We start from the raw sequence: 26,589 nt of genomic DNA, 5'->3' as shown, positions 1-26,589 counted from the left end.
GCTTTTGCTTTTCAGCCCGGGTGGATCAGACCAGTCGAACCTGCGTGCCGACTTTTACCAGCGGATACAGCTCTTCTACATGCTGGTTGTACAGGCCAATGCAACCTGACGAGCTCTGACGACCGATCTTGCGGGTGTCGTGCGTGCCATGGACAAGATAGGCAGGCCAACCCAGATACATGGCGCGGGTTCCCAGTGGGTTGCCGGGATCGCCACCTTCCATCCGAAGAGGCAGCGAAGGATCACGTTCGCGCATCGATGCCGTAGGTGTCCAGCTTGGGAATTCGGTTTTGCGCACTACTTTCGTGTACCCGCGTTTGGTAAGCTCTTCGCTCATGGGTACGGAACTTGGGTACAGTTTGTATGTGCCGTCAGGCCCCCAGTAATGGACGGCGCGGCTGGTGATATCGGCCAACAGGCAACCAACGCCCAACTCATCGAAATGGTCCTGCCAGTTCTGCTGCGAGAAGGACGATATATTGCGTCGGACTGGCAATTGCGTACTGATCGCGTCTTCCGTTTCAGGGAAAGCATCCGTGCTTTGTGCCCGAACAAGGGCAGGTGTTGCCACCAAAGAAGCCACGCCCAGCAAGGCAGAGCGACGGGTCATACGGGATTCGGACAAGGTTGCCTCCGATAAGTTCACTGCTCAGTACATCGTTCACGCCAAAATATGGGTGTTGGTTGAATTTTTCCAGAGTGAACCACTTGAATTTCCTGTGACCGAGCGGACGAAAGCTGGTTTTCGGCGGAAAGATGCAAAAAGCCCGGCCATTTAACGGGCCGGGCTTCAAGCGTCAGGAAACAGTGGGATCAGTCCATTGCTTTGAAGTTGAACTCGCCACCTTCCTTGATGCCCGACGGCCAGCGTGCGGTCACGGTTTTGGTGCGGGTGTAGAACTTGAAGCTGTCCGGGCCGTGCTGGTTCAGATCGCCGAACATGGATTTCTTCCAACCGCCGAAGGTGTGATAGGCCAGCGGAACCGGAATCGGAACATTGATGCCGACCATTCCGATGTTCACACGACTAGCAAAGTCACGTGCGGTATCGCCATCGCGGGTAAAGATCGCGGTGCCGTTTCCGTATTCGTGATCCATCGCCAGTTTAAGGGCCTCTTCGTACGAACCCGCGCGCACGGTGGACAGAACCGGGCCAAAGATTTCCTGTTTGTAGATGTCCATCTCGGGCGTCACGTGGTCGAACAGGTGCGGGCCGACAAAGAAGCCGTCCTCATAGCCTTGCAGGCTGAAGTCGCGGTTGTCGACAACCAGTTTCGCACCCTGTTCGACGCCTGAATTGATCAGGCCCAGAATGCGCTGTTTGGCGGCGGCGGTCACAACCGGGCCCATGTCGACATCATCGCCGGCAGTGTAGGGGCCAACCTTCAGCTTTTCGATGCGCGGCACCAGTTTTTCGATCAGTGCGTCCGCGGTCTCTCCACCCACGGGAACAGCAACCGAAACGGCCATGCAACGTTCGCCAGCCGCACCGAAACCGGCGCCAACCAGCGCGTCCGCCGCCTGATCCAGATCGGCGTCGGGCATGACGATCATGTGGTTCTTGGCACCGCCGAAGCACTGTGCTCGTTTCCCATTCGCGGTTGCGCGGCTGTAGATATACTGTGCGATCGGGGTTGAACCCACAAAGCTGACGCCCTGAATGATCTCGCTGTCGAGGATGGTGTCGACCGCTTCCTTGTCGCCGTTCACGACCTGGAAAACGCCTTTGGGCAGGCCTGCTTCGACGAACAGTTCAGCCAGCATCAGCGGCACGGACGGGTCGCGTTCGGACGGTTTCAGAACAACGGCGTTACCGCAGGCCAGGGCAGGGCCAACGTGCCAGAGCGGCATCATGGCCGGAAAGTTGAACGGCATGATCGAGCCGACAACACCCAAAGGCTGGCGCATGGAATACATGTCAATGCCGGGGCCCGCGCTGTCGGTGAACTCACCCTTCAGCATCTGAGGTGCGCCAATGCAGTATTCGATCACTTCCAGACCACGCTGCAAATCACCCTTGGCGTCGGGGATGGTTTTGCCGTGCTCGCGGCTCAGCGCTTCGGCCAGTTTGTCCATGTCGCGGTTCATCAGGCCGACCATGGCCATCATGACGCGCGCGCGCTTCTGCGGGTTGGTTGCGCCCCATGCGGGCTGGGCGGCGGCGGCGGCCTCGATCGCGGCGGTGGTTTCCGCCGCACTGGCCATCGGGCACTTGTATTGAACTTCGCCAGTTGCCGGGTTGTAGACGTCGTCGAAACGACCGGACGTTCCGGCGACCATTTCGCCGTTCAGGAAATGGGTCAGGTCTTGCATCAATAGCTCCTCCGATAGATTTGCGCGCAGAATAGGCTTGCAGAAATCCCGCGAACAGAGGCAATGTCTCAAAAGAGTTTTGCAAAAATGCAAAAGGGATCAAAATGACCCCAAATTGGGATGATATGCGGATTTTCCTGGCTGTTGCGCGCGAGGAAAGCCTGTCTTCCGCTGGTCGTATCCTGAAGATCGACCCTGCCACCGTCGGTCGGCGCATTGCGCGCCTGGAGGCGACGCTGGATTCCACATTGTTCACCAAGTCGCAGCAAGGCTATGTTCTGACCCCGGCGGGACAGCGGCTGTTGGAACACGGGCTGCACGCAGAAGAGGCGATGCGCGCGGCGGCCGGGGCGGTAACCGGACCAACGAAAACGCTAAGCGGGCAAATCAGGATTGGCGCGCCGGACGGCAGTGCCAACTACCTGCTGCCGCAGGTGTGTGCCAAAATCAGCGACGCAAACCCTGATCTGGACATTCAGATCCTTGCGCTTCCGCGTGTGATCAACCTGTCCCGTCGCGAGGCGGATATGGCGGTTACGGTCAGTGCGCCGACCGCCGGTCAGCTGCTGGTGAAGAAAATCAGCGACTACAAGCTGCACATGGTCGCGACCGAAGAGTATCTGAAGCGACATGATCCGATCCGGAGCATAGCTGACCTGAAGGGCCACAGATTGATCGGCTATATCCCCGACATGATCTTTGACCGGGAACTCGACTACCTGAATGACATTGGCGTTGACCGTGTCGCTCTTGCATCGAATTCGGTATCGGTTCAACTGCGGCAGGTCTGCCTGGGAACAGGGGTTTGCGTGGCGCATGATTTCACGTTGCCGTTCCACCCGGGGCTTCGGAAAATCCTGACGGATCAAGTGAGTTTGACGCGCAGCTTCTATCTGGTCAGGCATCAGGGTGACCAGCGCAACGAGCGGTTGAACCGCTTTGCGGATGCCCTGACACGCGGTATTCGCGATGAAGTGCTTCGTTTGGAAGCAGGCCCCGACGCTTGACAGGTCGCGGCAATCGCGCAACGCTTTGGAATAAGTGTTATTATTCCGGAGGTATTCTTCATGCTAGTTCAGGCCATCCTGAAGTCCAAAGCGACAGATGGTGTCGTGACCGTGGCGTCAACGGCGACAGTCTCAGAGGCCTCGAAGATTCTTGCGGACAAGCGCATCGGTACGGTCGTTGTTTCCGACGATGGTGGCAATACCGCGGTCGGCATCCTTTCGGAACGCGACATCGTCCGGGAATTGGCGGCCAGCGGCAGTGGTTGTCTGAACCAACCGGTAAAGTCTTATATGACCCAGGACCTCGTCACGGCGACGCGCCAGACCACCGTGGAAGACATTATGTCCCGTATGACAGAGGGGCGCTTTCGCCACATGCCGGTGGTTGAAGATGGAAAACTTGTAGGCATTGTCACTTTGGGTGATGTGGTGAAGGCTCAGCTTTCCGAACTTGCGATGGAAAAAGATGCCCTTGAAGGCATGATAATGGGGCACTGACGACAAGGGTTGCCCAAGCAATCACTTGCACCTGCAGCAAAGTTATGTTTGCTTGCGCAGAAATTTTGTTGCGCAGGAGGGCGCGATGCGGGTTGGATTGTATCCTGGAACCTTTGATCCCATCACCATGGGGCACATCGATATCATCCGTCGGGCGGCAGCTTTGGTGGACAAACTTGTTATCGGTGTGGCCATCAACCGGGACAAAGGTCCTCTGTTCTCGCTGGAAGAGCGCGTGGCCATGATCGAAGCGGAATGCGCCCGGCTGTCCGAGCAGACCGGAACCGAAATCATCGCGCATCCCTTCGAAAACCTGCTGATTGATTGTGCGCGTGATGTAGGCGCGCAAATCATCGTGCGTGGCCTGCGTGCGGTTGCCGATTTCGAATACGAATTTCAGATGGTCGGCATGAACCGGGCTCTGGACGATTCGATCGAGACCGTGTTCCTGATGGCCGAAGCGCGCCATCAGGCGATCGCGTCCAAGCTGGTGAAGGAAATCGCCCGGCTGAACGGGGACGTGTCGAAATTCGTCACGCCCCGTGTCAATGATGCGCTGAAAAAAAGGTTAGGCTAAGGCACCCATTGCGGCCGCAGTATCCAGCATCCGGTTCGAAAAGCCCCATTCATTGTCATACCACGCCAGCACACGAACCAGCGTGCCATCAGTGACTTTGGTTTCAGCCAGTGACACGGTCGAGCTGTGCGGGTCGTGATTGAAGTCGATGGAAACCAGAGGACGGCTTTCCGCGGCAAGAACGCCGGGGATTTTGGCAGCCGCATCGACGAACAGTTGGTTGACCTCTTCTTCGGTCGTCGGGCGTGAAACCTCGGCCACAAGATCAACGACCGAGACATTGGGGGTTGGAACACGGATGGCCTGACCGGTCAGTTTTCCTTTGAGTTGCGGCAGCACTAGCCCCACGGCAGCGGCCGCACCGGTTGTCGTAGGGATCATCGACAGCGCCGCCGCTCGGGACAGGTAGGGATCTTTTCCCACTGTATCATGCACCGGCTGGCTGGCAGTGTAAGCGTGAACAGTGGTCATATTGCCGTGCTTGATACCAAGGCCGGCATCCAGAGCCGCAGCAACAGGAGACAGGCAGTTGGTGGTGCAGGATGCGTTTGAGACCACCAGATCATCGGCGGTCAGTTCGCCATCGTTGACACCAAAGACGATGGTTTTCACACCGCCGTCACCTCTGGCCGGAGCAGAGATCAGAACTTTCCGGGATCCGTTCTTGAAGTGACGTTCCGCCGCTTCGCGCGTACGAAACACACCCGTACATTCCAGAACGACGTCTATATCCGACCAGGGCAGATCCTCGGGGTTGCGCTCGCTGCTCAGCCGAATTGGTCCACGACCCACGTCCAGACCTGCATCGCTGAGCGTAACCGGGTTGGGGTAGCGGCCGTGAACGCTGTCAAATTCAAACAGGTGCGCGTTCATCTCGGGTTTGCCAAGATCGTTGATCGCGACGATCTCGACGTCCGTACGTCCGCTTTCCATCACCGCGCGCAGAACCCCGCGCCCGATCCGTCCAAATCCGTTGATCGCCAGTTTCAAGGTCATGGTCTGCTCCGTCCAAATGTCTCAGCAAGATGAGTTAGCGCTAACAATGACAGATCAAGCGAAATGTCAAGGAAAACCTCTGTCATCGCCAGAAAGCGAGCCAGTCCAAAAAGTCGTAAAGTTTCTTTCCGAGGAAAAGCAGATGTTCGGTGCCGTACAGCGCAACATCCAGCACAACACCGCCGAGCAGAAGAAGGCCGAGCCAGATAGCGATTTGGTTGGTCATGGCTGTCCTGAACGTAAAATGCCCGCTCAGATAACCTGAGCGGGCATCAAGGTACAAGCGAAGTCCGAAGGGTCAGTTAAGGCGGCCCATCGCAACAGCTACGTCGGCCATACGGACCGAGAAGCCCCATTCATTGTCATACCAGGCCAGAACGCGGACCATGCGGTCATCGACGACGCGGGTCTGATCCGGTGCAAAGATCGAGCTTTCCTCGGTGTGGTTGAAGTCGGTCGACACCAGCGGAGCGGGCTCATATCCCAGAACGCGCTGCATCGGGCCCTTGGCGGCCTCTTCGACGATCGCGTTGATTTCCGCCGTGCTTGTGTCGCGCGAGGCACGGAACGTCAGGTCCACAGCCGAAACATTCGGGGTAGGGACGCGAATGGCGGACCCGTCCAGACGGCCTTTCAGGTTTGGCAGAACTTCACCCAGCGCCTTGGCGGCGCCGGTCGAGGTCGGGATCATCGACATCGCAGCCGCGCGGGCGCGGTAGAGGTCGCTGTGGCGACGGTCCAGTGTCGGCTGGTCGCCTGTGTAGGCGTGGATTGTCGTCATGATGCCGTGTTCGATACCGACGCCCTCGTCCAGCACCTTGGCCAGCGGGGCGAGGCAGTTGGTCGTGCACGAACCGTTCGAAACCATGTTGTCATTGGCGGCCAGCGTGTTGTGATTGACGCCGAAAACGATGGTCTTGTCCACGTTCTTGCCCGGAGCCGACAGAAGAACCTTGCCGGCGCCACGTTCCAGATGCGTTTTGGCCTTCAGGCCATCGTTGAACTTGCCGGTGCATTCAAGAACGACGTCACAGCCTTCCCAGTCCAACTCGGTCATGTCGTAGGTCGAGAACATCTGCATCGGGCCGCGACCCAGATCCATGGTATTGCCGTCAATGGTGACGTCGCGCGGAAAACGCCCGTGAACACTGTCATATTTCAGCAGATGCGCCGAGGTTTCCAACGGGCCAGTTGCGTTGACTTTGATCACTTCGATGTCGTTGCGCCCGGACGCGGCGATGTGCGACAGGGTGCAGCGGCCAATACGGCCAAAACCATTGATACCGACCTTGATGGTCATATGACGTCTCCAGATGCGCTTGCTTTGAGGGCCATATAACGGCGAAAAGGGAATCTCAAAAGGGCAAAAACGGCATATTTTTAAGGTGTTAGCGCAAACCTGCGCCGGTTGCGCTAACGCTTGCGCTAGCCGTTGGATCAGGTAGGGTCCGGTTGGCGACAGCAGATTGAAGGGAAACGCGATGAGTGGTCTTTTGGCCCTGTTGGATGATGTGGCAGGCATTGCCAAAGTTGCGGCGGCATCAGTGGATGATGTGGTCGCGGCGGCAGGCAAAGCGGGGGCCAAAACCGCCGGTGTGATCATTGATGACGCAGCAGTGACGCCGAAATACGTGCAAGGTTTCGCCCCGGCGCGCGAGTTGCCGATCATCTGGCGCATTGCGCGCGGGTCGATCTTCAACAAGATCATACTCTTGCTGCCCGTCGCCTTGTTGCTGGCCAATTTTGCGCCGTGGCTGATCACGCCCTTGTTGATGCTTGGCGGGTCATATTTATGTTTTGAAGGGGCCGAGAAGATTTTTCATGTGCTGTTTCCTCATGGCAGCCACGTGATTGAGGACGATATGAAAAACCGCGATCCGGGCCACCTGGAAGAGCAAAAGGTCAAGGGCGCCATCAAGACCGATTTCATTCTGTCTGCCGAGATCATGACCATTGCATTGGCGGCGATCGAAGCCCCGAACCTGTGGATGCAGGCCGCGACGCTGGCCGTTGTCGGGATCGGCGTGACGGTGGCCGTCTATGGGTCCGTCGCGTTGATCGTGAAAATGGATGATGTGGGGCTTTATCTGGCGCAGAACGCGCCAACACCTATCGGTCGCGGTCTGGGCCGAGGGTTGGTCAAGGCAATGCCCGGAGTGATGAAAACACTGTCCATTGTCGGAACTGCGGCGATGCTGTGGGTGGGGGGCTCGATCGTCATCCACGGGATGGAGGTTCTGGGCTTTGGCTGGCTGGGCCATCATATCCACGATTGGGCATATGCCATTGGGCATTCCGTGTCTGATCAATGGGTTGGTGCGGTTGAGTGGGTATCCAAGGCCACGATGGATGGCGTATTTGGTTTGGCCTGGGGATTGGTTTTGATCCCGGTGGCGACCAAGATAATCATGCCCCTGTTCAGCAAATCCGAAACGCATTGAAACCAAAATGAAAAGGGCGGCCAAGGCCGCCCTTTGCTCGATCAGAAGGGACTGTTTTAAAGTCCCAACAGTTCCTTGACCTTGGCCACAGTTGCTTCGGCCGTGATGCCGAAATGCTTGTACAGCTCACCGGCAGGGGCCGAGGCGCCAAAGCTGGACATGCCGATGAAGCCTGCCTTGGCTTCGCGGCCACGCTCGCCCAGCAGCCAGCGATCCCAGCCACCGGCGCGCACGGCGGCCTCGATGCCGACACGGACCGGACCGGCAGGCAGTACCCGCTTGCGATAGGCTTCGTCCTGCTCGGCGAACAGCTCCATGCAGGGCATCGAGACGACGCGGGTGCCGATGCCTTCGGCTTCGAGCATCGCTTTGGCTTCCATGGCCAGCGACACCTCGGACCCGGTCGCGATCAGGATCGCCTGACGCTTGCCCTCGGCCTCGGCCAGAACATAGGCGCCCTGGGCGGTCAGGTTCTTGGTCTTGTGCTGGGTGCGCACGGTCGGCACGCCCTGGCGCGTCAGCGACAGGACCGAGGGGCTGTCCTTGAATGTCAGTGCCAGTTCCCAGGCTTCCGCGGTTTCGATCGTATCGGCGGGGCGGAACACATAGGTGTTCGGCGTCGCGCGCGAGATGGCCAGATGTTCCACAGGCTGGTGGGTCGGGCCGTCCTCGCCCAGACCGATCGAGTCATGGGTCATTACGAAAACCGACGGGATCTTCATCAGTGCCGCCAGCCGCATGGATGGGCGGGCATAATCGGTGAAGGCCATGAAGGTACCGCCATAGGGGCGGATACCGCCGTGCAGCGCCATACCGTTCATCGCTGCGGCCATGCCGTGTTCGCGAATGCCGTAGTGGATATAGCGGCCCTTGCGGTATTCCGGCAGGAACACGCCCATATCAGCCGATTTTGTGTTGTTCGATCCGGTCAGGTCGGCTGAGCCGCCAACAGTCTCGGTCATGATCGGGTTCACGACGTTCAGAACTTTTTCGGACGAGGCGCGGGTGGCCAGTTTCGGCTGTTCTTCAGACATCTGTTTTTTGAACGCACGAATGGCGCCAGCCAACCGCTTGGGGGCCTCAAATGCATAGGCGCGTTTGAATTCGGCCTGTTTCCTCTCGGAAAGCTGGGCAAAACGTTCTTCCCAAGCCGCACGTTCGTCTGTGCCGCGTGCACCAATGGCTTCCCAAGCGGATTTGACGTTGGCTGGAACTTCGAATGTGTCGTGCGGCCAGCCATAGGCCTCTTTCGCGGCTTTCAGCTGTTCCTGATCCGTCAGTGCGCCATGACCTTTCGAGGTGTCCTGCGCAGCATGACCCAGGGCGATATGGGTTTCACAGGCGATCATGGTTGGTTTCTTGGACTTTTTCGCCTGAACTATGGCCGCATCGATGGCTTTGGGGTCATGACCGTCGATCTCAATCACGTGCCAGCCAGAGGCCGCAAACCGGCGGACCTGATCGGTGCGATCGGCGATATCGACAGTGCCGTCGATGGTGATGTTGTTGTTGTCCCAGAAGACGATCAGTTTGCTCAGCTCATGGCGGCCGGCCAATGTGATCGCTTCCTGACTGACACCTTCCATCAGACAGCCGTCACCCGCGATCACGTAAGTATAGTGATCCACGACTTTCTTGCCGTAATGCGCGCGCTGGATTTCCTCGGCCATGGCAAAACCCACGGCGTTCGAGATACCCTGACCAAGCGGGCCGGTCGTGGTTTCAACACCGTCGATCAGAAAGTTTTCAGGGTGGCCCGCGGTCTTGGCGCCCAACTGGCGAAAATTCTTGATCTCTTCCAGCGTCACATCGGCATGACCGGTGAGATAGAGAAGCGAATAAACCAGCATCGAACCGTGACCAGCCGACAGGATGAACCGATCGCGGTCCGGCCAGTTCGGGGCCGAAGCGTCGAATTTCAGGTGCTTTTCGAACAGAACGGTCGCAACATCGGCCATGCCCATCGGCATACCGGAATGGCCGGAATTTGCGGCGGCGACGGCGTCAAGGGTCAGGGTGCGGATGGCCGCAGCTTTGTCCCAGTGTTCGGGGTTGGCTTTGCGCAGCGCAGTCAGGTCCACGGGCGTTGTTCCTTTGGATAAAAAGCAGATTGCGCGCTCAATACCATTCAACACCCAAAGTGCAAGCGGAACCGGGCTTTGGCAACGCCCGATAGGTGAAGAGCGCGGCCCAAGTGATTGAAACCAAACAGTGGGTATTTTCTGTCGCATTCCGTTAGACTGTCGGTAAGCGGGATTCGGTTTTGATTCGGATAACTTCGCGACAGAATGAACCTTGATAAAGAGGTGACAGGGGCATGAGCCAGTTAGAGGAACTACAGCACCGCATTATTGCTGCGATGGACCGTATCAGTGCGGGCGTCGAAGGGCTGGGCGGTGCGTCCCGGAACGCTGAAGTAAATGAGAGGCTTCAGGCCGAACTTGAAGACGAAAGAGTTGCCAATGCGCAGCTTCAGGAACGACTGAAGACCCTGAAAGAGCAGCACGAAAAACAAGTGGACGCGCTGCGTGCTGATCTGGAGGAGCTGCGCACGGAACCAGCGGATGCCCCAGACGCGGATGCGCTGCGCGCAGAGCTGGAGGAAGCCCGGGCGAAAATCGCGTCTGTCGAAGCGGCCCGCGCCGAACTGGCCGAGGCCAAGGCGGCCTTGGACAACAGTGCCGAACTGGACGCGTTGAAGGCCGAGAACGAAAGGTTGCGCACCGAACTTGACGGCATCGAAGATCCTTCGGCGGTGAAAGCCGAACTTGAGCAATTGCGTGAATTGCTTGCTGAGGCAAAAGAAGTCGAGGCGGAAAACAGCCGCCTCAAGGCAGAGCTTGAAGATACGGTACGGGTCGATGAACTGAGCGCCGAGCTTGAGATGCTGCGGGCCGAACGGGCCAGCCATGGTGCTGCGATGTCCCGGCTGGATGACGATCTGCAACGTATGCGCAAGGCGAACGAGCAGTTGCGGAATTCGGTCGAAGAGTTGCGTTCCGCCGCCGCAGAAGGGCTGACGGACGCTGAATTGCTGAACCGCGCCACCGTTGCCGAGCTAGAGGCGACGCGCGCGGCGCAGGCTTCGGACGCCGCCGAAGCGCAGGCCGTGTTGGCACGGTTGGAACCTCTGCTGTCGCAGGCAAAACTTGTAGAAGGTGAGGTAGAGTAATGCCCGAGGTAACCATTCATATTGGCGGGCGGGGTTTTGACGTGTCCTGCCGGGACGGGGAAGAACCCTTTCTGCACGCGGCCGCCAAAATGCTGGATGACGAAGCGCAGGTTCTGTCCGATCAGATTGGGCGGATGCCGGAAGCGCGCATGTTGCTGATGGCCGGTCTGCTGCTGGCTGACAAGACGGCGGCAACGGAAGACAAGGTCAAGTCGCTGGAGGCCAGGCTGGCCGAGGCCGAGGCCGAGCTTCAATCGCTGAGAAACGCGCCCGCGCCGGAACCTGAACGTATTGAAGTCGCGGTGGTGCCGCCATCCGTCACGGATACGCTGGCCGAGCTGGCAGCACGTGCGGAAGCGCTGGCTTCGGTCGTCGAGGAGAAGAAGGCACAATGACGTATCTGCGCAATTTCTTCTGCGGTGCTTTGCTTGTTTTCCCGGCAACGGCGGCACTCGCCGAAATCGACATTCTGTCTGTCACCTTTACCTGCGAGAACGGCGTGCCGTTGCCGGTGACCTATTTCAACGCGCCCGACGGTTCAGGCGCGGCGGCGACGATGGTGGACAATACTCTGGTCGCGATGCGTCAGGTCGAAAGCGGATCGGGCATCCGCTATGAATCTCTCGGAGCCGAAGGAACCTATATCCTGCGCTCTAAAGGCTGGAACGCGTCGATCAGCTATTTGGCGGCGGGTGCCGCCAATGAGCAGGCGATTTATCGGGACTGTTCCAGCCGGTAGGCAGGATTACGCGTTTGCTTCGCGGATTTTGTCGGCTGCTTCTTTGTTGTAGCCGACACCGTTTTCATCAAAAAGCGTGTCCAGCTCACCCGAAAGGGTCATCTCGGTGATGATGTCGCAACCGCCTACGAATTCGCCTTTGACATACAGCTGCGGCACGGTCGGCCAGTCGGAATAATCCTTGATGCCCTGACGCACATCTTCGTCGGCCAGCACGTTCACGTCGGTGTATTCGACGCCCATATAGTTCAGAACGCCGGCCACGCGCGAGGAAAACCCGCATTGCGGCATTTCCTTGGTGCCTTTCATGTACAGCACCACGTCATTGGCTTTGACGGTTTCGTCGATCTGGGTTTTCACATCGGTCATTTTGCGTTTCCTATTCGTTTCTCCAACGGGAGAGTCATATGTTCGCCTCGAAAGAAGCCGAGAAGCTTATTCCGGCACTTTGGTGGTCAGCGCCAGCGCGTGCAATTCTCCGTCCGGGCCGTCCATCTTGCCCTTCAGAGCTGCGTAAACAGCGCGCTGTTGCTGAACCCGGTTTTTGCCGCGAAAGCTTTCATCCACCACCATGGCAGACATATGAACACCGTCACTTCCGCCGACCTGAATCTCGGCGTCGGGAAAGGCTTCGCGCAGCAGGTGTTCGATTTCGTGGGCGCTCATCGGCATGTAGGTATCTCCAGAAGGTCTTTCCCAAGATGTAGAGCGCATGAACCGGGCGTGCAAGAGCACTGGCACATGCAAAAACAACCAAACCCGCACCGGATCACAGCGCGGGTTTCGATTGGCATTCGCGTTGCGTTGTCAGGCGACAGCCTCGGCAAAGCTGTTGCGGTAAATCGCGGCAAGTTCATCAAGCGAGGCTTCCGAGCTGCCGATCTTCACCGTATCGCCGGTGAAACGACCAACCGCATTCAGCGGAACGCCGGTCTGACCGGCCGCAATCATCAATGCCTCGGCCTGATCGAAATTGCACGCCACAAGATAGCGGGCCTGATCTTCACCGAACAGGAATTCAGTCGGGGCGTCGTCAAGACATACGCCAACGCCTGCGGCTTCTGCCAGTTCGAAGGCAGCCAGAGCGATGCCGCCATCGCTGAGGTCGGTGCAGGCCTTGATCATCTCGCGGTTGGCGCGGATGAAATCACCGTTGCGCTTTTCGGCATCCAGATCGACATGCGGGGCGTCGCCGTCTTCGCGGTTGAACACCTCGGCCAAAAGGGCGGATTGACCCAGATGCCCCTTGGTTTCACCGATCACCAGCACGACGTGGCCTTCGCGCACTTCGTTGCCGATGACCTCGTCCGAATGCTGCAACAGGCCGACTGCGCCAATGGTGGGGGTCGGCAGAATGGCCTGTCCGTCGGTCTCATTGTACAGAGAGACGTTGCCCGACACGATCGGCATATCTAACGCGCCGACTGCGGCGCCGATGCCCTGTATGGCACCGACAAACTGGCCCATGATTTCGGGCTTTTCGGGATTGCCGAAGTTCAGGTTGTCCGTGGTGGCCAGCGGCTTGGCGCCGACGGCGGTCAGGTTGCGATAGGCTTCGGCCACCGCTTGTTTGCCGCCCTCAAAAGGGTTTGCGCGCACATAGCGCGGGGTCACGTCGGATGTGAAGGCAAGCACCTTGTCGGTCCCGTGGACGCGGACCAGGCCCGCACCCAGACCCGGCGTGCGGACGGAATCCGCCATCACCATGGTGTCGTACTGCTCGTAAACCCACTGCTTGCCGGCGTAGTTGGGCGATGCGAGCAGTGCGCGCAGCCCGTCAATCGGGTCGATCTGGGGCACTTCGGCCAGTTCCTCTGCCTGTGGCGTAGGCTCCCATGGGCGGTTGTATTCCGGCGCGGTGGAAGACAGTTTGGACAGAACCAGATCGGCTTTGACTTCACCGTTATGCATGATCAGAAAGCGGTCTTCGGCAATGGTTTCGCCAACGATTGCGAAATCGAGATCCCATTTTTCGAACACAGCGCGGGCCTCGGCCTCAAGCTCGGGCTTGAGGACCATCAGCATACGCTCCTGAGACTCGGACAGCATCATTTCATAGGCTGTCATGTTTTCTTCGCGCTGAGGAACGTTTTCCAGATCAAGACGCACGCCAAGGCCACCCTTGTCACCCATTTCAACGGCCGAGCAGGTCAGGCCCGCCGCGCCCATGTCCTGGATCGAGATCACCGCACCGGTCCGCATCAGTTCCAGCGTCGCCTCCATCAGGCGTTTTTCGGTGAAGGGGTCGCCGACCTGAACGGTGGGGCGCTTTTCTTCGATTGTGTCGTCGAATTCGGCGGATGCCATGGTTGCACCACCCACACCATCACGACCGGTTTTTGCGCCCAGATAGACGACAGGCATACCCACGCCCGACGCGGCCGAATAGAAAATCTTGTCACTGTCAGCCAGACCGGCCGCAAAGGCGTTCACAAGGCAGTTGCCATTGTATGCGGGGTGAAAGCGCACTTCGCCACCGACGCAAGGCACGCCGAAGCAGTTGCCATAGCCACCGATACCCTCGACCACGCCGTTGACCAGTTGACGGGTCTTGTGATGGCCAGTCTCGCCAAAGGACAATGCGTTCATGGACGCAATGGGACGCGCGCCCATGGTAAAGACGTCGCGCAGGATGCCCCCCACGCCGGTCGCCGCACCCTGATAGGGTTCGATGTAAGACGGGTGGTTGTGGCTTTCCATCTTGAAGACCACGGCCTGACCGTCGCCAATGTCCACCACGCCTGCGTTTTCACCGGGTCCGCAGATCACCTGGGGCCCAGAGGTGGGCAGGGTGCGCAGCCATTTCTTCGAAGATTTGTAGGAACAGTGCTCGTTCCACATGGCCGAGAAAATGCCGAGCTCGGTGAAAGTAGGTTCACGCCCGATGATCTCGAGGATCATGTCATATTCCTCGGGCTTGAGCCCGTGTGCGGCAATCAGATCGGGTGTGATGGCGGGCTCTTGCATCTTCTGTCCTGTGTCCAAGTGGGCCGAGATTGCGCGCCTTGTAGGGCAAGCGCGCGCGTGTGGAAAGGGTCAAGACGGCGCAGGTTGCGTCTTTCAAAGAAAAACGGAACCGGCATCACTGCCGGTTCCGGATGAATGCGCCCCGGAATGGGTGCATGCAGCTGGCGTGAACCGCAAAGCCTACGCCGATCCCTGATCCTTGTTGAGCTGCGCTGCGGCTGCGGCGCCAACAGCCGTCTTCTGTTCCGGGGTCAGGTTTTCATTGTCGTCCAGACCCGGAATCGCAACGCGTACCTCGCGGCGGGCAAAGTCGATGCCGTTTTCCTTGAAGGCCGCCTTGACCCGGTTGAAGATCTCCTTGCGCAGTGTGAACTGCTTGCCGGGCTTGGCCATGAACTTGCCGCGGATGATCATGCCGACATCGTCAAAATCGAACACACCTTGCGATTTGAACGGTTGCAGGAAGCCATCCTTGTGGGTCTCGTCCTCCATCATTTCAGCACCGATCTTCTTGAAGATCTTCTTGACCTTGTTGGGATCGGTGTCGAACGGCACGGTGAATTTCAGCTTCATGATCACCCAGTCGCGGCTGAAATTTGTCAGCTTCTGAATCTCACCGTAGGGAATCGTGTGTACGGGGCCGCGATGGTGACGCAACTGCATCGAGCGAACCGAGATCTTCTCGACAGTTCCCATCGTGCCGCCGACATCGACATATTCTCCGACGCGGAAGGCATCGTCGATCAGGAAGAAAACCCCGCCCACGATGTCAGCAACCAGCTTCTGCGCACCAAAGCCGATCGCCAATCCCAGAACACCGGCACCGGCCAAAAGCGGCGTGATATTTATGCCCAATGCGCCCAGCGCCAGCAGGCCAAAAATCACGGCAATCGTAATCTGGGCAGTGATCCGCATCAGAGGCAGAACCGTCGCCAGACGAGAGCCGCCGGCACCGCCGCCTTCACCGCCTGCTTCTTCGTCCAGGGCCTCGGCCGCAGTCTGTTCCCTGGCCAGTCGGCGGTTGATCCAGAGCGAGACGACCTCGTTCAGGATATAGCCGATGGCGATGATCAGCAGGAATTCGATCACAGCCCCGCCGACTTCGGCACCGACACCGGCCGAAGCGACATTGCGCAGGTCAAGATGCCATGCGCGTGCAATCATGAAAACAACGACCAAGCCGGCGATAACGCGACCAATCCGGATATAGCTGCGTTTCGCGGAACGGTAGGCGCGTTCGGCAAGAGGACCTTCGCCCGACATTGGCGGTTGCAAATGCCGCACGAGACCGCGGATCAGCGTATCTAGCGCAGGTGCAATCAACAACCAGAACATCGTCGTGAAATGCGCACCGCTGGTCAGCAATCTCAATGTTGCCGGATCACGCTGTGCGACCAGGAACTCGACCAGCAGCCAGATTGCCACCGAAACGCCGATGGCAAAATAGGGGTAATAATGCGCAACTTCCTCATCGAATTTCGTGTGATCCGGGTCTGTCCCAAGCATCATCTGCGACAGTCCTTCGCGCGCGGTCCAGGCGATTACGGCGATATAGACGTGAATTGCAGCGTTCAGCCAGAAGCCAATGCGGGTATCGTCACCCGTGACGCCATTGAGCGCGTTGAACCGTACGACGAACAGCGTGAACCCGATCAGGATCAACAGGCCGATCAGGTTGCGGTGCAGGTACTTTGCCCAGTGGTCGTCGATATTGACCAGCCGAAATTGCGGCTTTTCCGGTGCCAGAACAAACCGGGACGCTGCTGCACCCAATCGCGGCACCCAGATAAGATAGAATACAAACGGTGCAGCATAGGTGATCTGTTCCGTGGTTAGAAGACCGCGGCCAACTGCGCGGATCACGACATAGAAAATGATCAGCCCGGCGATTTCGCGGCAGAACCGACGAAACAGGTATCTGACGGCGCCCCAAAGGTCGGCCTCGTCCGCCGCTTCGGTCGCTTCATGCCAGCGACGTGTCAGGAAGATGAACAGCTTTTCCGCAATGAAACCGACAACAAGTACAGAAAGGACAAGCCCCATAAGTGTAAAGACACCGGTCGTTCCGAATGTATCGCTAAAATTGCTGAACGCGGTAATCTGCGCGGTGATAATGTTGGGAGCAGTGGTCAGAACATGTGTCCAGGATGCGACCATGGCTGCCCAAATCTCGCTTATCTCGGTCAACGGGTCTTCTACGTCCGCCTTTTCGGCGGCTTGTTTTTCCGCCACGGCATCAAGACGCTCCAATAGAATTGCGCGAACCTGATCATCGGACATGCGTGCAACAAGATCGTCGACCTGTTCGGGTGTCAGGTCTTCCGGAATGGCCACTGTAGAAGTTGAGCCGGCGTCCTGTGCATATAGTGGCACTGCCATGAACAATGCTGAGACGAGCGCCAAAACCAGGCGGAGTGGGTGGAACATGTATTTTCCCTCAAACACGAAATTGTATCGTTTTTTGGGGATCATATGCCTATGCGTGTATTTTTCCCAGAGCTTTCGCTGACTTAATGCAGGGTCCAGCCAAAAAAAAAGGCCGAGCTATGAGCTCGGCCGTAGTCCAACAGGGAGGTATGAAGATGATGAGCGTTTCAGCATCACCGCCTTCGAGTGCTCATTTAGGGGTCAGTTTGTGAACGTTCAAGGCAATTAACTCTGTGATCACTTCATGTCCGTTATGCTATTTGCGCATAGCTACAGTTTTCCCATCTGTTTCAGCTGCTTACGCTGTGCGATGATTTCGTCCTGCACGAAGTCGCGAAACGCGCCAACGCGTTTTGAATGCCGTAATTCTTCCGGGTAGGCCAGATAAACCGGAACATCTGCGGTTTCGATGTCTGACAGGATGGGCACGAGGTGCGGAAAATCCTGAGTGACATAATCGGGCAGAACACCGATGCCCAGATTGTGCAAAACGCCCTGAAGCACACCAAAATAGTTGTTCACAGTCAGCAAGGACCCGGGATTATAGGTCATCAGGTGGCGCACCATAGCGGCACTGGCCCCAACCTGCGGCGCCGCAGGGGTCTGACAAATCAGACGGTGGTCCTTGATCTCTTCCAGGGACTGCAACATGCCGCCGTGGTTTTCGATATAATCCTGGGTTGCATACAACATCATCTGAACGGTCATAAGGCGCTTGCGCACCAGATCAGCCTGGCTGGGCTCTTTCATGCGGATGGCGACGTCCGCTTCGCGCATCGGAAGATCCAGAACGCGTTCTTCAAGCATCAGGTCGATGTTCAGGTCCGGGTATTGCTCATAAAGTTTCGGCAAGCGCGGTGCCAGCCAGAGTGTTCCAAAGCCGAAGGTCGTCGTGACACGCAAAACACCAAAGACTTCTTCCTCGCTGTCGCGAATACGTGCAGCTGCGGCATCCAACCGTTTCGACATGGCGGATGTGGCGTCAAACAACAACTCGCCCTGTTCGGTGAGAATCAGCCCCCGCGCGTGACGGTGGAACAGGGTGGCATCCAGAGACTCTTCCAATGCGCGGATCTGTCGGCTTACGGCGGATTGAGACAGGTTCAGCTTGTCTCCGGCGTGCGTAAGGCTGCCTGCATCGGCCACCGCGTGAAATATTCTAAGCTTGTCCCAATCCATCACCGCAACTTTCGTTATCTTTCAGAAGCCCTATATGAAATAGGTAACAAGTTCTACATTCAAAGGACGAAATCGTTACATATCAGTGGATAAATTCTATACAGGTCAGAAATTATGACCTAAAATGAACCCAAGTAAAGCACACTGATCTGACGAGGGGAGACGTCTGATGAGCCAGCCACAGATAACGCTGAACGACCGGTTCGATCTTGAGAAAAACCCGGTTCTTCTCAATGGAACGCAGGCGCTTGTGCGCTTGATGCTGATGCAAAAGGCCAGAGACCGGCAAGCGGGCCTTAACACCGCGGGATTGGTCACCGGATACCGCGGGTCGCCTTTGGGGGCAGTGGATCAGCAAATGATGCGGGCCCAAAAGCCACTGGCCGAAAGCGATATCACGTTTCAGTTCGGTTTGAACGAAGACCTGGCAGCCACCGCGCTTTGGGGCAGCCAGCAGGCGGGTCTGCGCGGCGACGGCAAATTCGATGGGGTCTTCGGGCTTTGGTATGGCAAGGGGCCGGGCGTTGACCGGTCCGGTGACGTCATGCGCCACGCAAACATGGCAGGGACAGCCAAACATGGCGGTGTGCTCATGGCGATGGGCGATGACCATACCGGCGAAAGCTCGACGGTGCTGCATCAGTCGGAATGGTCGCTGGTCGACATGTACATGCCGATCGTCAGCCCCGCTGGCGTTCAGGAAATCCTCGACTATGGAATTTATGGATTTGCACTCAGCCGTTTCGCGGGTGTCTGGGTGGGTCTGAAGACGATGAAGGACACGATCGAAGTCACCTCGGTCGTGGATGGAAGTCCGGACCGGATGCAAATGGTCATCCCAGAATTCGACATGCCAGAAGGTGGGTTGAACATCCGGTTGGGCGACACGCCGCATCTGCAGGAAACGCGTGTCATCGATTACAAAAGGTTCGCAGCCGAAACGTTTTCACACGCCAACAAGCTGGACAGGCGGATGTGGGGCAAACCCGGCGCCAAGATCGGTTTTGTCGCGGCGGGCAAGAACTGGCTGGACCTGACACATGCGCTTTCGCTTCTGAATATCGACGAAGCCGAGGCCGAGCGCCTGGGGATTACCACGTACAAGGTGGGGCAGACTTTCCCGCTGGATATGGCCGGATTCCACGACTGGGCCGAGGGGCTGGACCTGATCGTGATCGTCGAGGAAAAGCGCAAGCTGATCGAGGTTCAGGTCAAAGAGGCCATCTTTGACGACCGGCGCGGACGCCGGGTCTATGGCTGGTACAAAGGCGGTGCCGGGACATTGCACCGCGAAGAACTGTTCCCGACGCGCGGTGCGCTTGACCCGATCATGATCGCTGAAAAGCTGGGCGAGATCCTGATTGAAGAGGGGCGCGAGACCGATGGTATCCGGGCCGGGCTGGCGTCTTTGTCAGAAGCGCGCCGGGCCGACAACGCACAGGAAATAGCAACGCGGCTTCCGTATTTCTGTTCCGGCTGCCCGCATAACAGCTCGACAAGGGTACCGGAAGGCAGCCGCGCCTATGCCGGTATCGGCTGTCACTACATGGTTCAATGGATGGATCGCGAGACGACCGGTTTCACTCAGATGGGTGGGGAAGGCGCCAACTGGATCGGTGAGGCTCCGTTTTCAACGACCAAGCACGTATTCCAGAACCTTGGCGATGGCACGTACAACCATTCCGGCGTTCAGTCGATCCGGGCTGCGTTGTCCGCAGGAACGAACATCACCTTCAAGATCCTGTTCAACGACGCGGTTGCCATGACCGGCGGGCAGGAGAATGAGGGCGACCTGACCGCCGAACGGATCGTTGCCGAGGTCAAGGCAATGGGTGTCCGAGAGGTGGCTCTGGTTTACGATGAAAAAGAGGACGTCAACTTCAAGGCTCTGCCCGCCAGCGTTCAGACATACGAGCGTGCCGACCTCATGCAGGTGCAGGAGAAGTTTCGCGAGATCGAGGGCGTATCGGTCATCGTCTATGTACAAACCTGCGCTGCCGAAAAGCGCCGCCGCCGCAAGCGCGGGACATTCCCCGATCCCGACAAGCGTGTGTTCATCAACACCGATGTCTGTGAAGGCTGCGGTGATTGCGGTGTACAGTCAAACTGCGTGTCGATCGTTCCCAAACAGACCGAGCTGGGTCGCAAGCGGGCCATTGACCAATCGAGCTGCAACAAGGATTACTCGTGTTTGAACGGTTTCTGCCCGTCTTTCGTGACGCTTGAGGGCGCGAAAATTCGCAAAGAGGCGACGACCGAAATTGATCTGCCAGATTTGCCAACACCAGATCTGCCGAAGATCACCGGCACGCACAATGTCGTGATTACTGGCGTTGGCGGTACGGGTGTCGTCACCATTGGCGCCATCCTTGCGCAGGCGGCGCAGATTGACGGAAAAGGCGCGGGCATGATGGAAATGGCGGGGCTGGCGCAGAAAGGCGGCGCAGTCCACATCCACTGTAGATTGGCCAACCGCCCCGAGGATATCAGCGCGATTCGCGTGGCCACTGGCGAGGCCCACGCGCTGATCGGCGGCGATCTGGTGGTCTCGGCCGGCGCAAAGACGTTGGGCCTGACGCGCACCGGACGTACGGGGGCCGTCGTGAACAGCCATGAAACGGTGACGGGCGACTTCACGCGTGATACCGAGTTTCGCATTCCGGCGGATCAGCTGGAACTGGCCCTGCAAGCGCGGCTGAAAGAAGATGTCTCGCTGTTTGATGCGACCGAACTGGCGCGCGCGGTGATGGGGGATTCAATCTATTCCAACATGATGATCTTCGGCGCAACCTGGCAGCGCGGACTGTTGCCGGTCAGCCATCAGGCGATCTTTGAGGCCATCGAATTGAACGGCACGGCGGTCGAACGCAACAAGCGTGCGTTTGATATCGGACGTTGGGCGGTTCTGCACCCGGAAGACGTGCAATCCATCCTTGCGCCGACCGTGGCTGAGATGCCTAAGACACTGGATCAGATCATCGCGTTTCGCGCGCAGCACCTGACGGAATATCAAAGCGCCCGGCTGGCCAGGCGGTACCGCAAGCTTGTGGACAGTGTCGAGGACGCGGATGTGCGCGAAGCGGTGGCAAAAGGGTATCACAAGCTGTTGTCGTACAAGGACGAATACGAGGTTGCGCGCCTTCTGCTGACCAGTCGGGAAAAAGCGGCGGCCGAGTTTGATGGTGACTTCAAGATGACCTTTCACCTTGCTCCGCCGATATTCGGCGGATCGGGCAGCAATGGCAGGCCGAAAAAGCGTGCCTTCAGCGAATCCATCCTGACTGCATTGAAGCTGTTGACCAAACTCAAGGCATTGCGCGGCACACCACTGGACATTTTTGGGTATTCATCCGAACGCAAGATGGAGCGCGCCCTGATCCGACAGTATGAAAAGGACATGCGCGAGGTTCTGCCCCTGGTGTCGCAGGACACCCGTGATGCGATTGCTGCCCTGGCTCGGTTGCCGCTGGATATCCGCGGATTTGGGCCGGTACTGCGGGAAAATGAGGCCAAGGCTGCGAAACGGCGAGAGGAGCTGCTGGCCGTCATCCGCAGCGGTGGGCCTGAATTGCAAGCTGCGGCAGAGTAATTCGTCACAAGGGTGTCACGATAGCTGGTCAAACCTGTTGCTTGTACTTATTTTGCGGGCAGCAAAACGGAGCCCTTCATGTCTTCTCGTCGTCATGTCGTTCGTGACATCTCGTATGCGCATTCCGCCGAAACCAAGGGGGGGCGGTTGGTCATCAGGCTGATGGAGAACACCACGGGACGGTTGCGTCTGATCAAACGGGCCGACGGATACGAACAAGAAGTCGCAAAGGGTCGGGATTTTTGGTCGGTCATGGTCGATCGCTATGGATTGACCTTGGATGTAGTTGGTGGCGCACTGGCGAATATCCCCAAGGAAGGTCCGCTTATCCTGATTGCAAACCATCCATATGGAATTCTGGATGGGCTGATGATGGGGCATATATTGTCCCAGACCCGTGGTGATTTCCGGATTCTCGCAAATCGCGTTTTCCGCAAGGCCGAAGACCTGAACCGTATCGTTTTGCCTGTTTCGTTTGATGAAACCAAAGAAGCGGTGAAACTGAATCTGGATACGCGGAAGACCGCATTGAATTACCTTGGCAATGGCGGCGCGATCGGGATTTTCCCTGGGGGTACGGTCAGCACCGGCGTCAATCCGTTCGCGCATCCCATGGATCCGGGTTGGCGCGGTTTCACGGCCCGAATGGTGGCCAAATCCAATGCCACCGTCGTTCCGGTGTTCTTCGACGGGCATACGTCACGTCTGTTTCAGATTGCTAGCCATATGCACAACACCCTGCGCATGGGGTTGCTGATCAAGGAATTCAAAAAACGTGTCGATACTCCGGTCAAAGTGGTGATTGGCACGCTTATCGGGCGCGACATTCTGGATCCGCTGGGCAAGGATACGCGCAAGATGATGGATTTCCTGCGCAAAGCGACGTATGAGCTGTCTCCGACACCGCTGAAGTCTTATGACTATGGCTATGAATATGAGGAACGGCATCGCGCCTGAAGGGGCTAATGGCAGTAGGTATCTTTGATTCCGGATTGGGCGGTCTTACCGTCCTGAGCGCCGCGCAGACACGTCTGCCTGACGTTGATTTCCTGTATTACGCGGACAGCGCGCATGCCCCTTACGGTGTGCGCGATGCCGAGGACATCTATCAGCTGACCCGAAAGGCCGTGCAGGACCTTTGGGATCGCGGCTGCAACTTGGTGATTCTGGCCTGCAACACCGCCAGCGCGGCGGCGCTGCGCCGGATGCAGGAAGAGGGCGTGCCCGAAGGCAAACGTGTGCTTGGTGTCTTTGTTCCCTTGATCGAGGCCCTGACCGAACGGCAATGGGGCGACAATTCCCCACCACGCGAAGTGGCGGTCAAGCATGTCGCCTTGTTCGCCACGCCCGCCACTGTATCCAGCCGGGCCTTTCAGCGCGAGCTGGCGTTCCGGGCAATTGGCGTGGATGTCGAGGCGCAGGCATGTGGTGGCGTCGTGGATGCCATTGAAGACGGTGACATGATCCTGGCCGAGGCGCTGGTGCGCAGTCATGTGGAAGCCCTCAAGCGCAAGATGCCTGAACCGCAGGCGGCCATTCTGGGCTGTACGCATTACCCGCTTATGGCTGACGTGTTTCAGGCGGCATTGGGACCTGACGTGCAGGTCTATAGCCAGGGGGAGCTGGTTGCGGAAAGCCTTGCGGACTATCTGCATCGCCACCCCAACATGCTGGGTAACGGCCCGGGAGGGTTCCTGACGACGGGGAAACCCAATGTGGTGAGCGATCGGGCGACACAGTTCCTCCGACGACAAATCACATTCGAGGCCGCCTGACTTCGGTCAAGGACGCGGCCGCTCTGCTTTCATTAATTCAAGACCGTCGCATCGGCGGTCGTAACATGTGACACACGTTGAGAAGAGGTCTGACATGACCCATAAAATCGCAATTCTGGGCGCTTCGGGCTATACCGGTGCGGAATTGGTGCGGCTGATCGCCGAACACCCCAACATGGAAATCGCCGCGCTGGCCGCCGAACGCAAGGCGGGGATGACCATAGCGCAGGTTTTCCCGCATCTGCGCCACATGGACCTGCCGGATCTTTGCAAGATTTCCGAGATCGATTTTTCCCGGATCGATCTGTGCTTTTGTGCCCTTCCGCACAAGACAAGCCAGGAAGTGATCAGTGCACTGCCCAAGGATCTGAAGATCATCGATCTGTCTGCTGACTTCCGGCTGACTGACCCGGATGAATATGAAAAGTGGTACGGAAACCCGCATTCCGCTCTCGAGCAGCAGGAAGAGGCCGTTTATGGTCTGACCGAGTTCTATCGCGACGAAATCCGGGGCGCGCGGCTGGTGGCGGGCACAGGGTGCAACGCGGCAACCGGTCAATACGTTCTGCGGCCGCTTGTTTCTGCCGGGGTGATTGATCTGGACGATATCGTGCTGGATCTGAAATGCGCAGTATCCGGGGCAGGGCGGTCGCCGAAGGAAAACCTGCTGCACGCCGAACTGAGCGAGGGCACCAACGCCTATGCCGTCGGCGGGACCCACAGGCATCTGGGCGAGTTCGATCAGGAGTTTTCCAAACTGGCCGGTCGTACGGTTCATGTGCAGTTCACTCCGCACCTGATCCCTGCAAACCGGGGTATTCTGGCCACGACCTACGTGAAAGGTGACCCGAATAGCGTCTATGAAACGCTTGCAAAGGCCTACGCGGATGAGCCTTTCATTCAGATGCTGCCGATGGGCGAGACACCATCGACCCACCATGTGCGCGGGTCCAACTTCTGTCATATCGGTGTTGTGGCAGATCGGATCGAACGGCGTGCGATCGTGATCGCAGCGCTGGATAACCTGACAAAAGGTAGCAGTGGCCAAGCCTTGCAGAACGCCAATCTGATGTTAGGTGAAATTGAAACCCGGGGCCTGATGATGGCACCGTTATTCCCGTGAGGACGGTATGAAAACGCTCAAGAAACGTCGCCGAGTACAAGTCATTCTGGTAGCTGTCGTTGCCTTGGTGGCATCGACGGCGTTGATTGGCTATGCCATGCGCGACGGGATCAACTTTTTCCGCTCGCCAAGCCAGGTGATTGCCGAACCACCCAAGCCGACCGAGGTCTTTCGGATTGGCGGCCTGGTCGAAGAAGGTTCAATCATCCGTGGGCAGGGCGAAACCGTACATTTTGTCGTCACCGACGGCGGCGAAAGCGTCAAGGTTTCTTTCACCGGGGTTCTGCCTGATCTGTTTTCGGAAAATCAGGGCATGGTCGGCACCGGACGTTACGTGAACGGTGTGTTCGAAGCCACTGAAATTCTTGCTAAACATGACGAAACCTATATGCCGAAGGAAGTCGTGGACGCGTTGAAAGAGCAGGGCGTGTACAAAGAGGCTGAAGAAAGCTGACCTGACCCACATTCGTGTTGAGGGCGTTGCGCGCGGGATGCGGGCAGCGCCCTCGGTCGTTCAGGCTTGTTAATTCTTTTTCGGGATCGTCAGCGCCATTCAACGAAATGAGGGCGCTATGCAAACGGTTCGGCAGATTGCCAATGAAATTGTGCGCCGGGAAGGCGGGTACGTGAATGACCCGGACGATCCGGGCGGGGCAACCAAGTTCGGTGTCACGATCCACACGATGCGCCGGCTTGGATTGGACCTGACCGGGGATGGGCTGGTTGACGTGGCGGATGTCCGGGCGCTTACTCAGCGCGAGGCGGTCGATATCTTTGTTCAGCACTACTTTGAAAAGCCACGCATCGCGCTGTTGCCGGATGTTCTGCATGCCCCTGTCTTCGACATGTACGTCAATGCCGGTGCGCAAGCAGTAATAATCCTGCAACGGCTTTTGCGTGATATGGGGTTTGACGTGGTGGCAGATGGCGTGATCGGCGCGCAAACGGCGCACGCATGCACAGACGCGGCCCAACCAGATCCCAACGCGTTGCGCGATGCGTACGGCGTGGCGCGGCGGAACTATTACTTTCGGCTGGCCGACAAACGCCCGGCATCCAGAAAATACGCGCGCACCCGATCCGGTGGCAAAGGAGGCTGGATCAAACGGGCCGAAGAGTTTCTGTCGCCACGCTATCGTCTGACGGAAAGTGAATTCAAGGAAAGGGTTGCGGCATGGGGTTGATCTCGGGGGTATTGGCGCTGCTGTTCGGGGGCGGTCGCAACGCTGTGCGTGAGACGGTTGAAATATACCGGGAAAACGCCGAGTCCCGTGCCGAGCGCGCGACAGAGTTGCAAAGTCAGGCAATGACGCAGTTCGGCCGAGAATTCGTGGTTCCTCAAAAAGGCCTGTTCGACCGCGTCATGGATGGCGTGAACCGGTTGCCGCGCCCGGCGTTGGCACTAGGAACGCTGGGATTGTTTGTTGCCGCGATGGTGGATCCGCTGTGGTTCGCTGAACGCATGCAGGGCATTGCGCTGGTGCCGGAACCTCTTTGGTGGTTGCTGGGCGTGATTGTCTCTTTTTATTTTGGCGCGCGCCATCAGAGCAAAATGCAGGATTTTCAGCGGGATATAGGCGCAGCCATGCAGCGCCTGCCGACGGTCATGGGGAAAATAGAAACGGTGCGGGCCATGCGCAGCGACAGCCCGGGCGTCGCCGACCCAGGCCCTGATGCCAACCTGATACAGAACGCCTCGCGTCCTGATGCGAATCCAGCATTGACCGATTGGCGCAAGCTACGGGGGCTTTGACCCGCGACACTATGTGCCCTCGGATCGTGCGAA

25 protein-coding genes are annotated in these 26,589 nt (G+C 58.0%); 14 read left to right on the top strand and 11 right to left on the bottom strand.

What is annotated here, in order from left to right:
* Positions 1-25: 25 nt before the first annotated feature.
* Both GOW04_RS04855 and GOW04_RS04850 read right to left on the bottom strand, forming a co-directional pair.
* The gene (locus GOW04_RS04855) at positions 26-610 is read right to left on the bottom strand and encodes a L,D-transpeptidase (protein ID WP_171116564.1); all 585 of its coding nucleotides are present in this window, start codon (positions 608-610) and stop codon (positions 26-28) included.
* Between the two features lie 203 nt (positions 611-813).
* Positions 814-2,313: a CoA-acylating methylmalonate-semialdehyde dehydrogenase gene (locus GOW04_RS04850; protein ID WP_171231700.1), complete on the bottom strand. Its 1,500-nt coding sequence runs from the start codon at positions 2,311-2,313 to the stop codon at positions 814-816.
* 104 nt (positions 2,314-2,417) lie between these two features.
* Here GOW04_RS04850 and GOW04_RS04845 point away from each other — a divergent pair, with 104 nt between their 5' ends.
* The 3 genes from GOW04_RS04845 (at position 2,418) to coaD (ending at position 4,395) form a co-directional block, all read left to right on the top strand.
* The gene (locus GOW04_RS04845) at positions 2,418-3,320 is read left to right on the top strand and encodes a LysR family transcriptional regulator (protein WP_152457867.1); all 903 of its coding nucleotides are present in this window, start codon (positions 2,418-2,420) and stop codon (positions 3,318-3,320) included.
* 60 nt (positions 3,321-3,380) lie between these two features.
* Positions 3,381-3,818 (top strand): CBS domain-containing protein, encoded by a 438-nt coding sequence (locus GOW04_RS04840; RefSeq protein WP_171116112.1) that lies wholly within the window; start codon positions 3,381-3,383, stop codon positions 3,816-3,818.
* Positions 3,819-3,903: 85 nt separating this feature from the next.
* Positions 3,904-4,395: a pantetheine-phosphate adenylyltransferase gene (coaD, locus tag GOW04_RS04835; protein ID WP_152457869.1), complete on the top strand. Its 492-nt coding sequence runs from the start codon at positions 3,904-3,906 to the stop codon at positions 4,393-4,395.
* Here the strand turns inward: coaD and gap (GOW04_RS04830) are convergent.
* The 3 genes from gap (GOW04_RS04830) to gap (GOW04_RS04820) all read right to left on the bottom strand — a co-directional run bounded on the left by gap (GOW04_RS04830) (position 4,387) and on the right by gap (GOW04_RS04820) (position 6,691).
* A complete protein-coding gene (gene gap, locus GOW04_RS04830; protein WP_152457870.1) occupies positions 4,387-5,391 on the bottom strand; it encodes a type I glyceraldehyde-3-phosphate dehydrogenase in 1,005 nt (334 codons plus the stop codon). The two genes, coaD and gap (GOW04_RS04830), sit on opposite strands and share 9 nt — an antisense overlap.
* Before the next feature lie 82 nt (positions 5,392-5,473).
* Positions 5,474-5,617 carry a hypothetical protein gene (locus GOW04_RS04825; RefSeq protein WP_171231699.1) on the bottom strand — a complete coding sequence of 48 codons (144 nt, stop codon included), beginning with the start codon at positions 5,615-5,617 and terminating at the stop codon, positions 5,474-5,476.
* 72 nt (positions 5,618-5,689) lie between these two features.
* Positions 5,690-6,691, bottom strand: a complete 1,002-nt coding sequence (gene gap, locus GOW04_RS04820; RefSeq protein WP_152457871.1) for a type I glyceraldehyde-3-phosphate dehydrogenase — start codon at positions 6,689-6,691, stop codon at positions 5,690-5,692.
* A gap of 181 nt (positions 6,692-6,872) precedes the next feature.
* Here gap (GOW04_RS04820) and GOW04_RS04815 point away from each other — a divergent pair, with 181 nt between their 5' ends.
* Positions 6,873-7,832 (top strand): DUF808 domain-containing protein, encoded by a 960-nt coding sequence (locus GOW04_RS04815; protein ID WP_171231698.1) that lies wholly within the window; start codon positions 6,873-6,875, stop codon positions 7,830-7,832.
* Positions 7,833-7,888: 56 nt separating this feature from the next.
* Here GOW04_RS04815 and tkt read toward each other — a convergent pair whose 3' ends face one another.
* Positions 7,889-9,913 carry a transketolase gene (gene tkt, locus GOW04_RS04810; RefSeq protein WP_171231697.1) on the bottom strand — a complete coding sequence of 675 codons (2,025 nt, stop codon included), beginning with the start codon at positions 9,911-9,913 and terminating at the stop codon, positions 7,889-7,891.
* 236 nt (positions 9,914-10,149) lie between these two features.
* Here tkt and GOW04_RS04805 point away from each other — a divergent pair, with 236 nt between their 5' ends.
* Genes GOW04_RS04805 through GOW04_RS04795 form a run of 3 tightly spaced genes read left to right on the top strand, consistent with a single transcriptional unit; the run spans position 10,150 to position 11,743 of the window.
* The gene (locus GOW04_RS04805) at positions 10,150-11,004 is read left to right on the top strand and encodes a hypothetical protein (protein WP_171231696.1); all 855 of its coding nucleotides are present in this window, start codon (positions 10,150-10,152) and stop codon (positions 11,002-11,004) included.
* On the top strand, positions 11,004-11,399 hold the full coding sequence (locus GOW04_RS04800) for a cell division protein ZapA (RefSeq protein WP_171116096.1): 396 nt from the start codon (positions 11,004-11,006) through the stop codon (positions 11,397-11,399). Before GOW04_RS04805 ends, GOW04_RS04800 begins: the two co-directional genes overlap by 1 nt.
* Positions 11,396-11,743 (top strand): MliC family protein, encoded by a 348-nt coding sequence (locus GOW04_RS04795; RefSeq protein ID WP_152457876.1) that lies wholly within the window; start codon positions 11,396-11,398, stop codon positions 11,741-11,743. Before GOW04_RS04800 ends, GOW04_RS04795 begins: the two co-directional genes overlap by 4 nt.
* Before the next feature lie 6 nt (positions 11,744-11,749).
* On the opposite strand, the gene grxD is transcribed toward GOW04_RS04795, so the two are convergent.
* From grxD to GOW04_RS04770, 5 genes are all read right to left on the bottom strand, one after another.
* Entirely contained in the window at positions 11,750-12,112 is a 363-nt protein-coding gene (gene grxD, locus GOW04_RS04790; RefSeq protein ID WP_171116094.1) for a Grx4 family monothiol glutaredoxin, read from the bottom strand.
* 66 nt (positions 12,113-12,178) lie between these two features.
* Entirely contained in the window at positions 12,179-12,415 is a 237-nt protein-coding gene (locus GOW04_RS04785; RefSeq protein WP_170354080.1) for a BolA/IbaG family iron-sulfur metabolism protein, read from the bottom strand.
* A 135-nt stretch (positions 12,416-12,550) separates the two neighbouring features.
* A complete protein-coding gene (purL, locus tag GOW04_RS04780) occupies positions 12,551-14,710 on the bottom strand; it encodes a phosphoribosylformylglycinamidine synthase subunit PurL (protein WP_171231695.1) in 2,160 nt (719 codons plus the stop codon).
* Between the two features lie 180 nt (positions 14,711-14,890).
* Positions 14,891-17,137 (bottom strand): mechanosensitive ion channel domain-containing protein, encoded by a 2,247-nt coding sequence (locus tag GOW04_RS04775; RefSeq protein WP_171231694.1) that lies wholly within the window; start codon positions 17,135-17,137, stop codon positions 14,891-14,893.
* Between the two features lie 270 nt (positions 17,138-17,407).
* Complete coding sequence (locus GOW04_RS04770; RefSeq protein ID WP_171116088.1) at positions 17,408-18,316, bottom strand: LysR family transcriptional regulator; 909 nt, start codon at positions 18,314-18,316, stop codon at positions 17,408-17,410.
* Between the two features lie 169 nt (positions 18,317-18,485).
* Between GOW04_RS04770 and GOW04_RS04765 the strand changes: the two genes are divergently transcribed.
* The 7 genes from GOW04_RS04765 to GOW04_RS04735 all read left to right on the top strand — a co-directional run bounded on the left by GOW04_RS04765 (position 18,486) and on the right by GOW04_RS04735 (position 26,556).
* Positions 18,486-21,905, top strand: coding sequence for an indolepyruvate ferredoxin oxidoreductase family protein (locus GOW04_RS04765; RefSeq protein WP_171231693.1), 3,420 nt, complete (start codon positions 18,486-18,488; stop codon positions 21,903-21,905).
* A 78-nt stretch (positions 21,906-21,983) separates the two neighbouring features.
* Positions 21,984-22,862 carry a lysophospholipid acyltransferase family protein gene (locus GOW04_RS04760; protein WP_171231692.1) on the top strand — a complete coding sequence of 293 codons (879 nt, stop codon included), beginning with the start codon at positions 21,984-21,986 and terminating at the stop codon, positions 22,860-22,862.
* 8 nt (positions 22,863-22,870) lie between these two features.
* Positions 22,871-23,680 (top strand): glutamate racemase, encoded by an 810-nt coding sequence (locus GOW04_RS04755; protein WP_171168294.1) that lies wholly within the window; start codon positions 22,871-22,873, stop codon positions 23,678-23,680.
* Positions 23,681-23,774: 94 nt separating this feature from the next.
* Positions 23,775-24,803, top strand: coding sequence for an N-acetyl-gamma-glutamyl-phosphate reductase (argC, locus tag GOW04_RS04750; protein WP_171231691.1), 1,029 nt, complete (start codon positions 23,775-23,777; stop codon positions 24,801-24,803).
* Between the two features lie 7 nt (positions 24,804-24,810).
* Positions 24,811-25,257, top strand: a complete 447-nt coding sequence (gene ccmE, locus GOW04_RS04745) for a cytochrome c maturation protein CcmE (protein ID WP_171116077.1) — start codon at positions 24,811-24,813, stop codon at positions 25,255-25,257.
* A gap of 118 nt (positions 25,258-25,375) precedes the next feature.
* Positions 25,376-25,987, top strand: coding sequence for a holin-associated N-acetylmuramidase (locus GOW04_RS04740; RefSeq protein WP_171231690.1), 612 nt, complete (start codon positions 25,376-25,378; stop codon positions 25,985-25,987).
* Positions 25,978-26,556 carry a holin family protein gene (locus GOW04_RS04735; RefSeq protein ID WP_171231689.1) on the top strand — a complete coding sequence of 193 codons (579 nt, stop codon included), beginning with the start codon at positions 25,978-25,980 and terminating at the stop codon, positions 26,554-26,556. The genes GOW04_RS04740 and GOW04_RS04735 overlap by 10 nt, the downstream gene beginning before the upstream one ends.
* The last annotated feature ends 33 nt before the right edge of the window (positions 26,557-26,589 follow it).

It is taken from the genome of Ruegeria sp. HKCCA4812 (assembly GCF_013034245.1).
GTDB lineage: Bacteria > Pseudomonadota > Alphaproteobacteria > Rhodobacterales > Rhodobacteraceae > Ruegeria.
The sequence above is the reverse complement of the archived record's forward strand: the minus strand, read 5'-3'. Positions and strand labels throughout refer to the sequence as shown.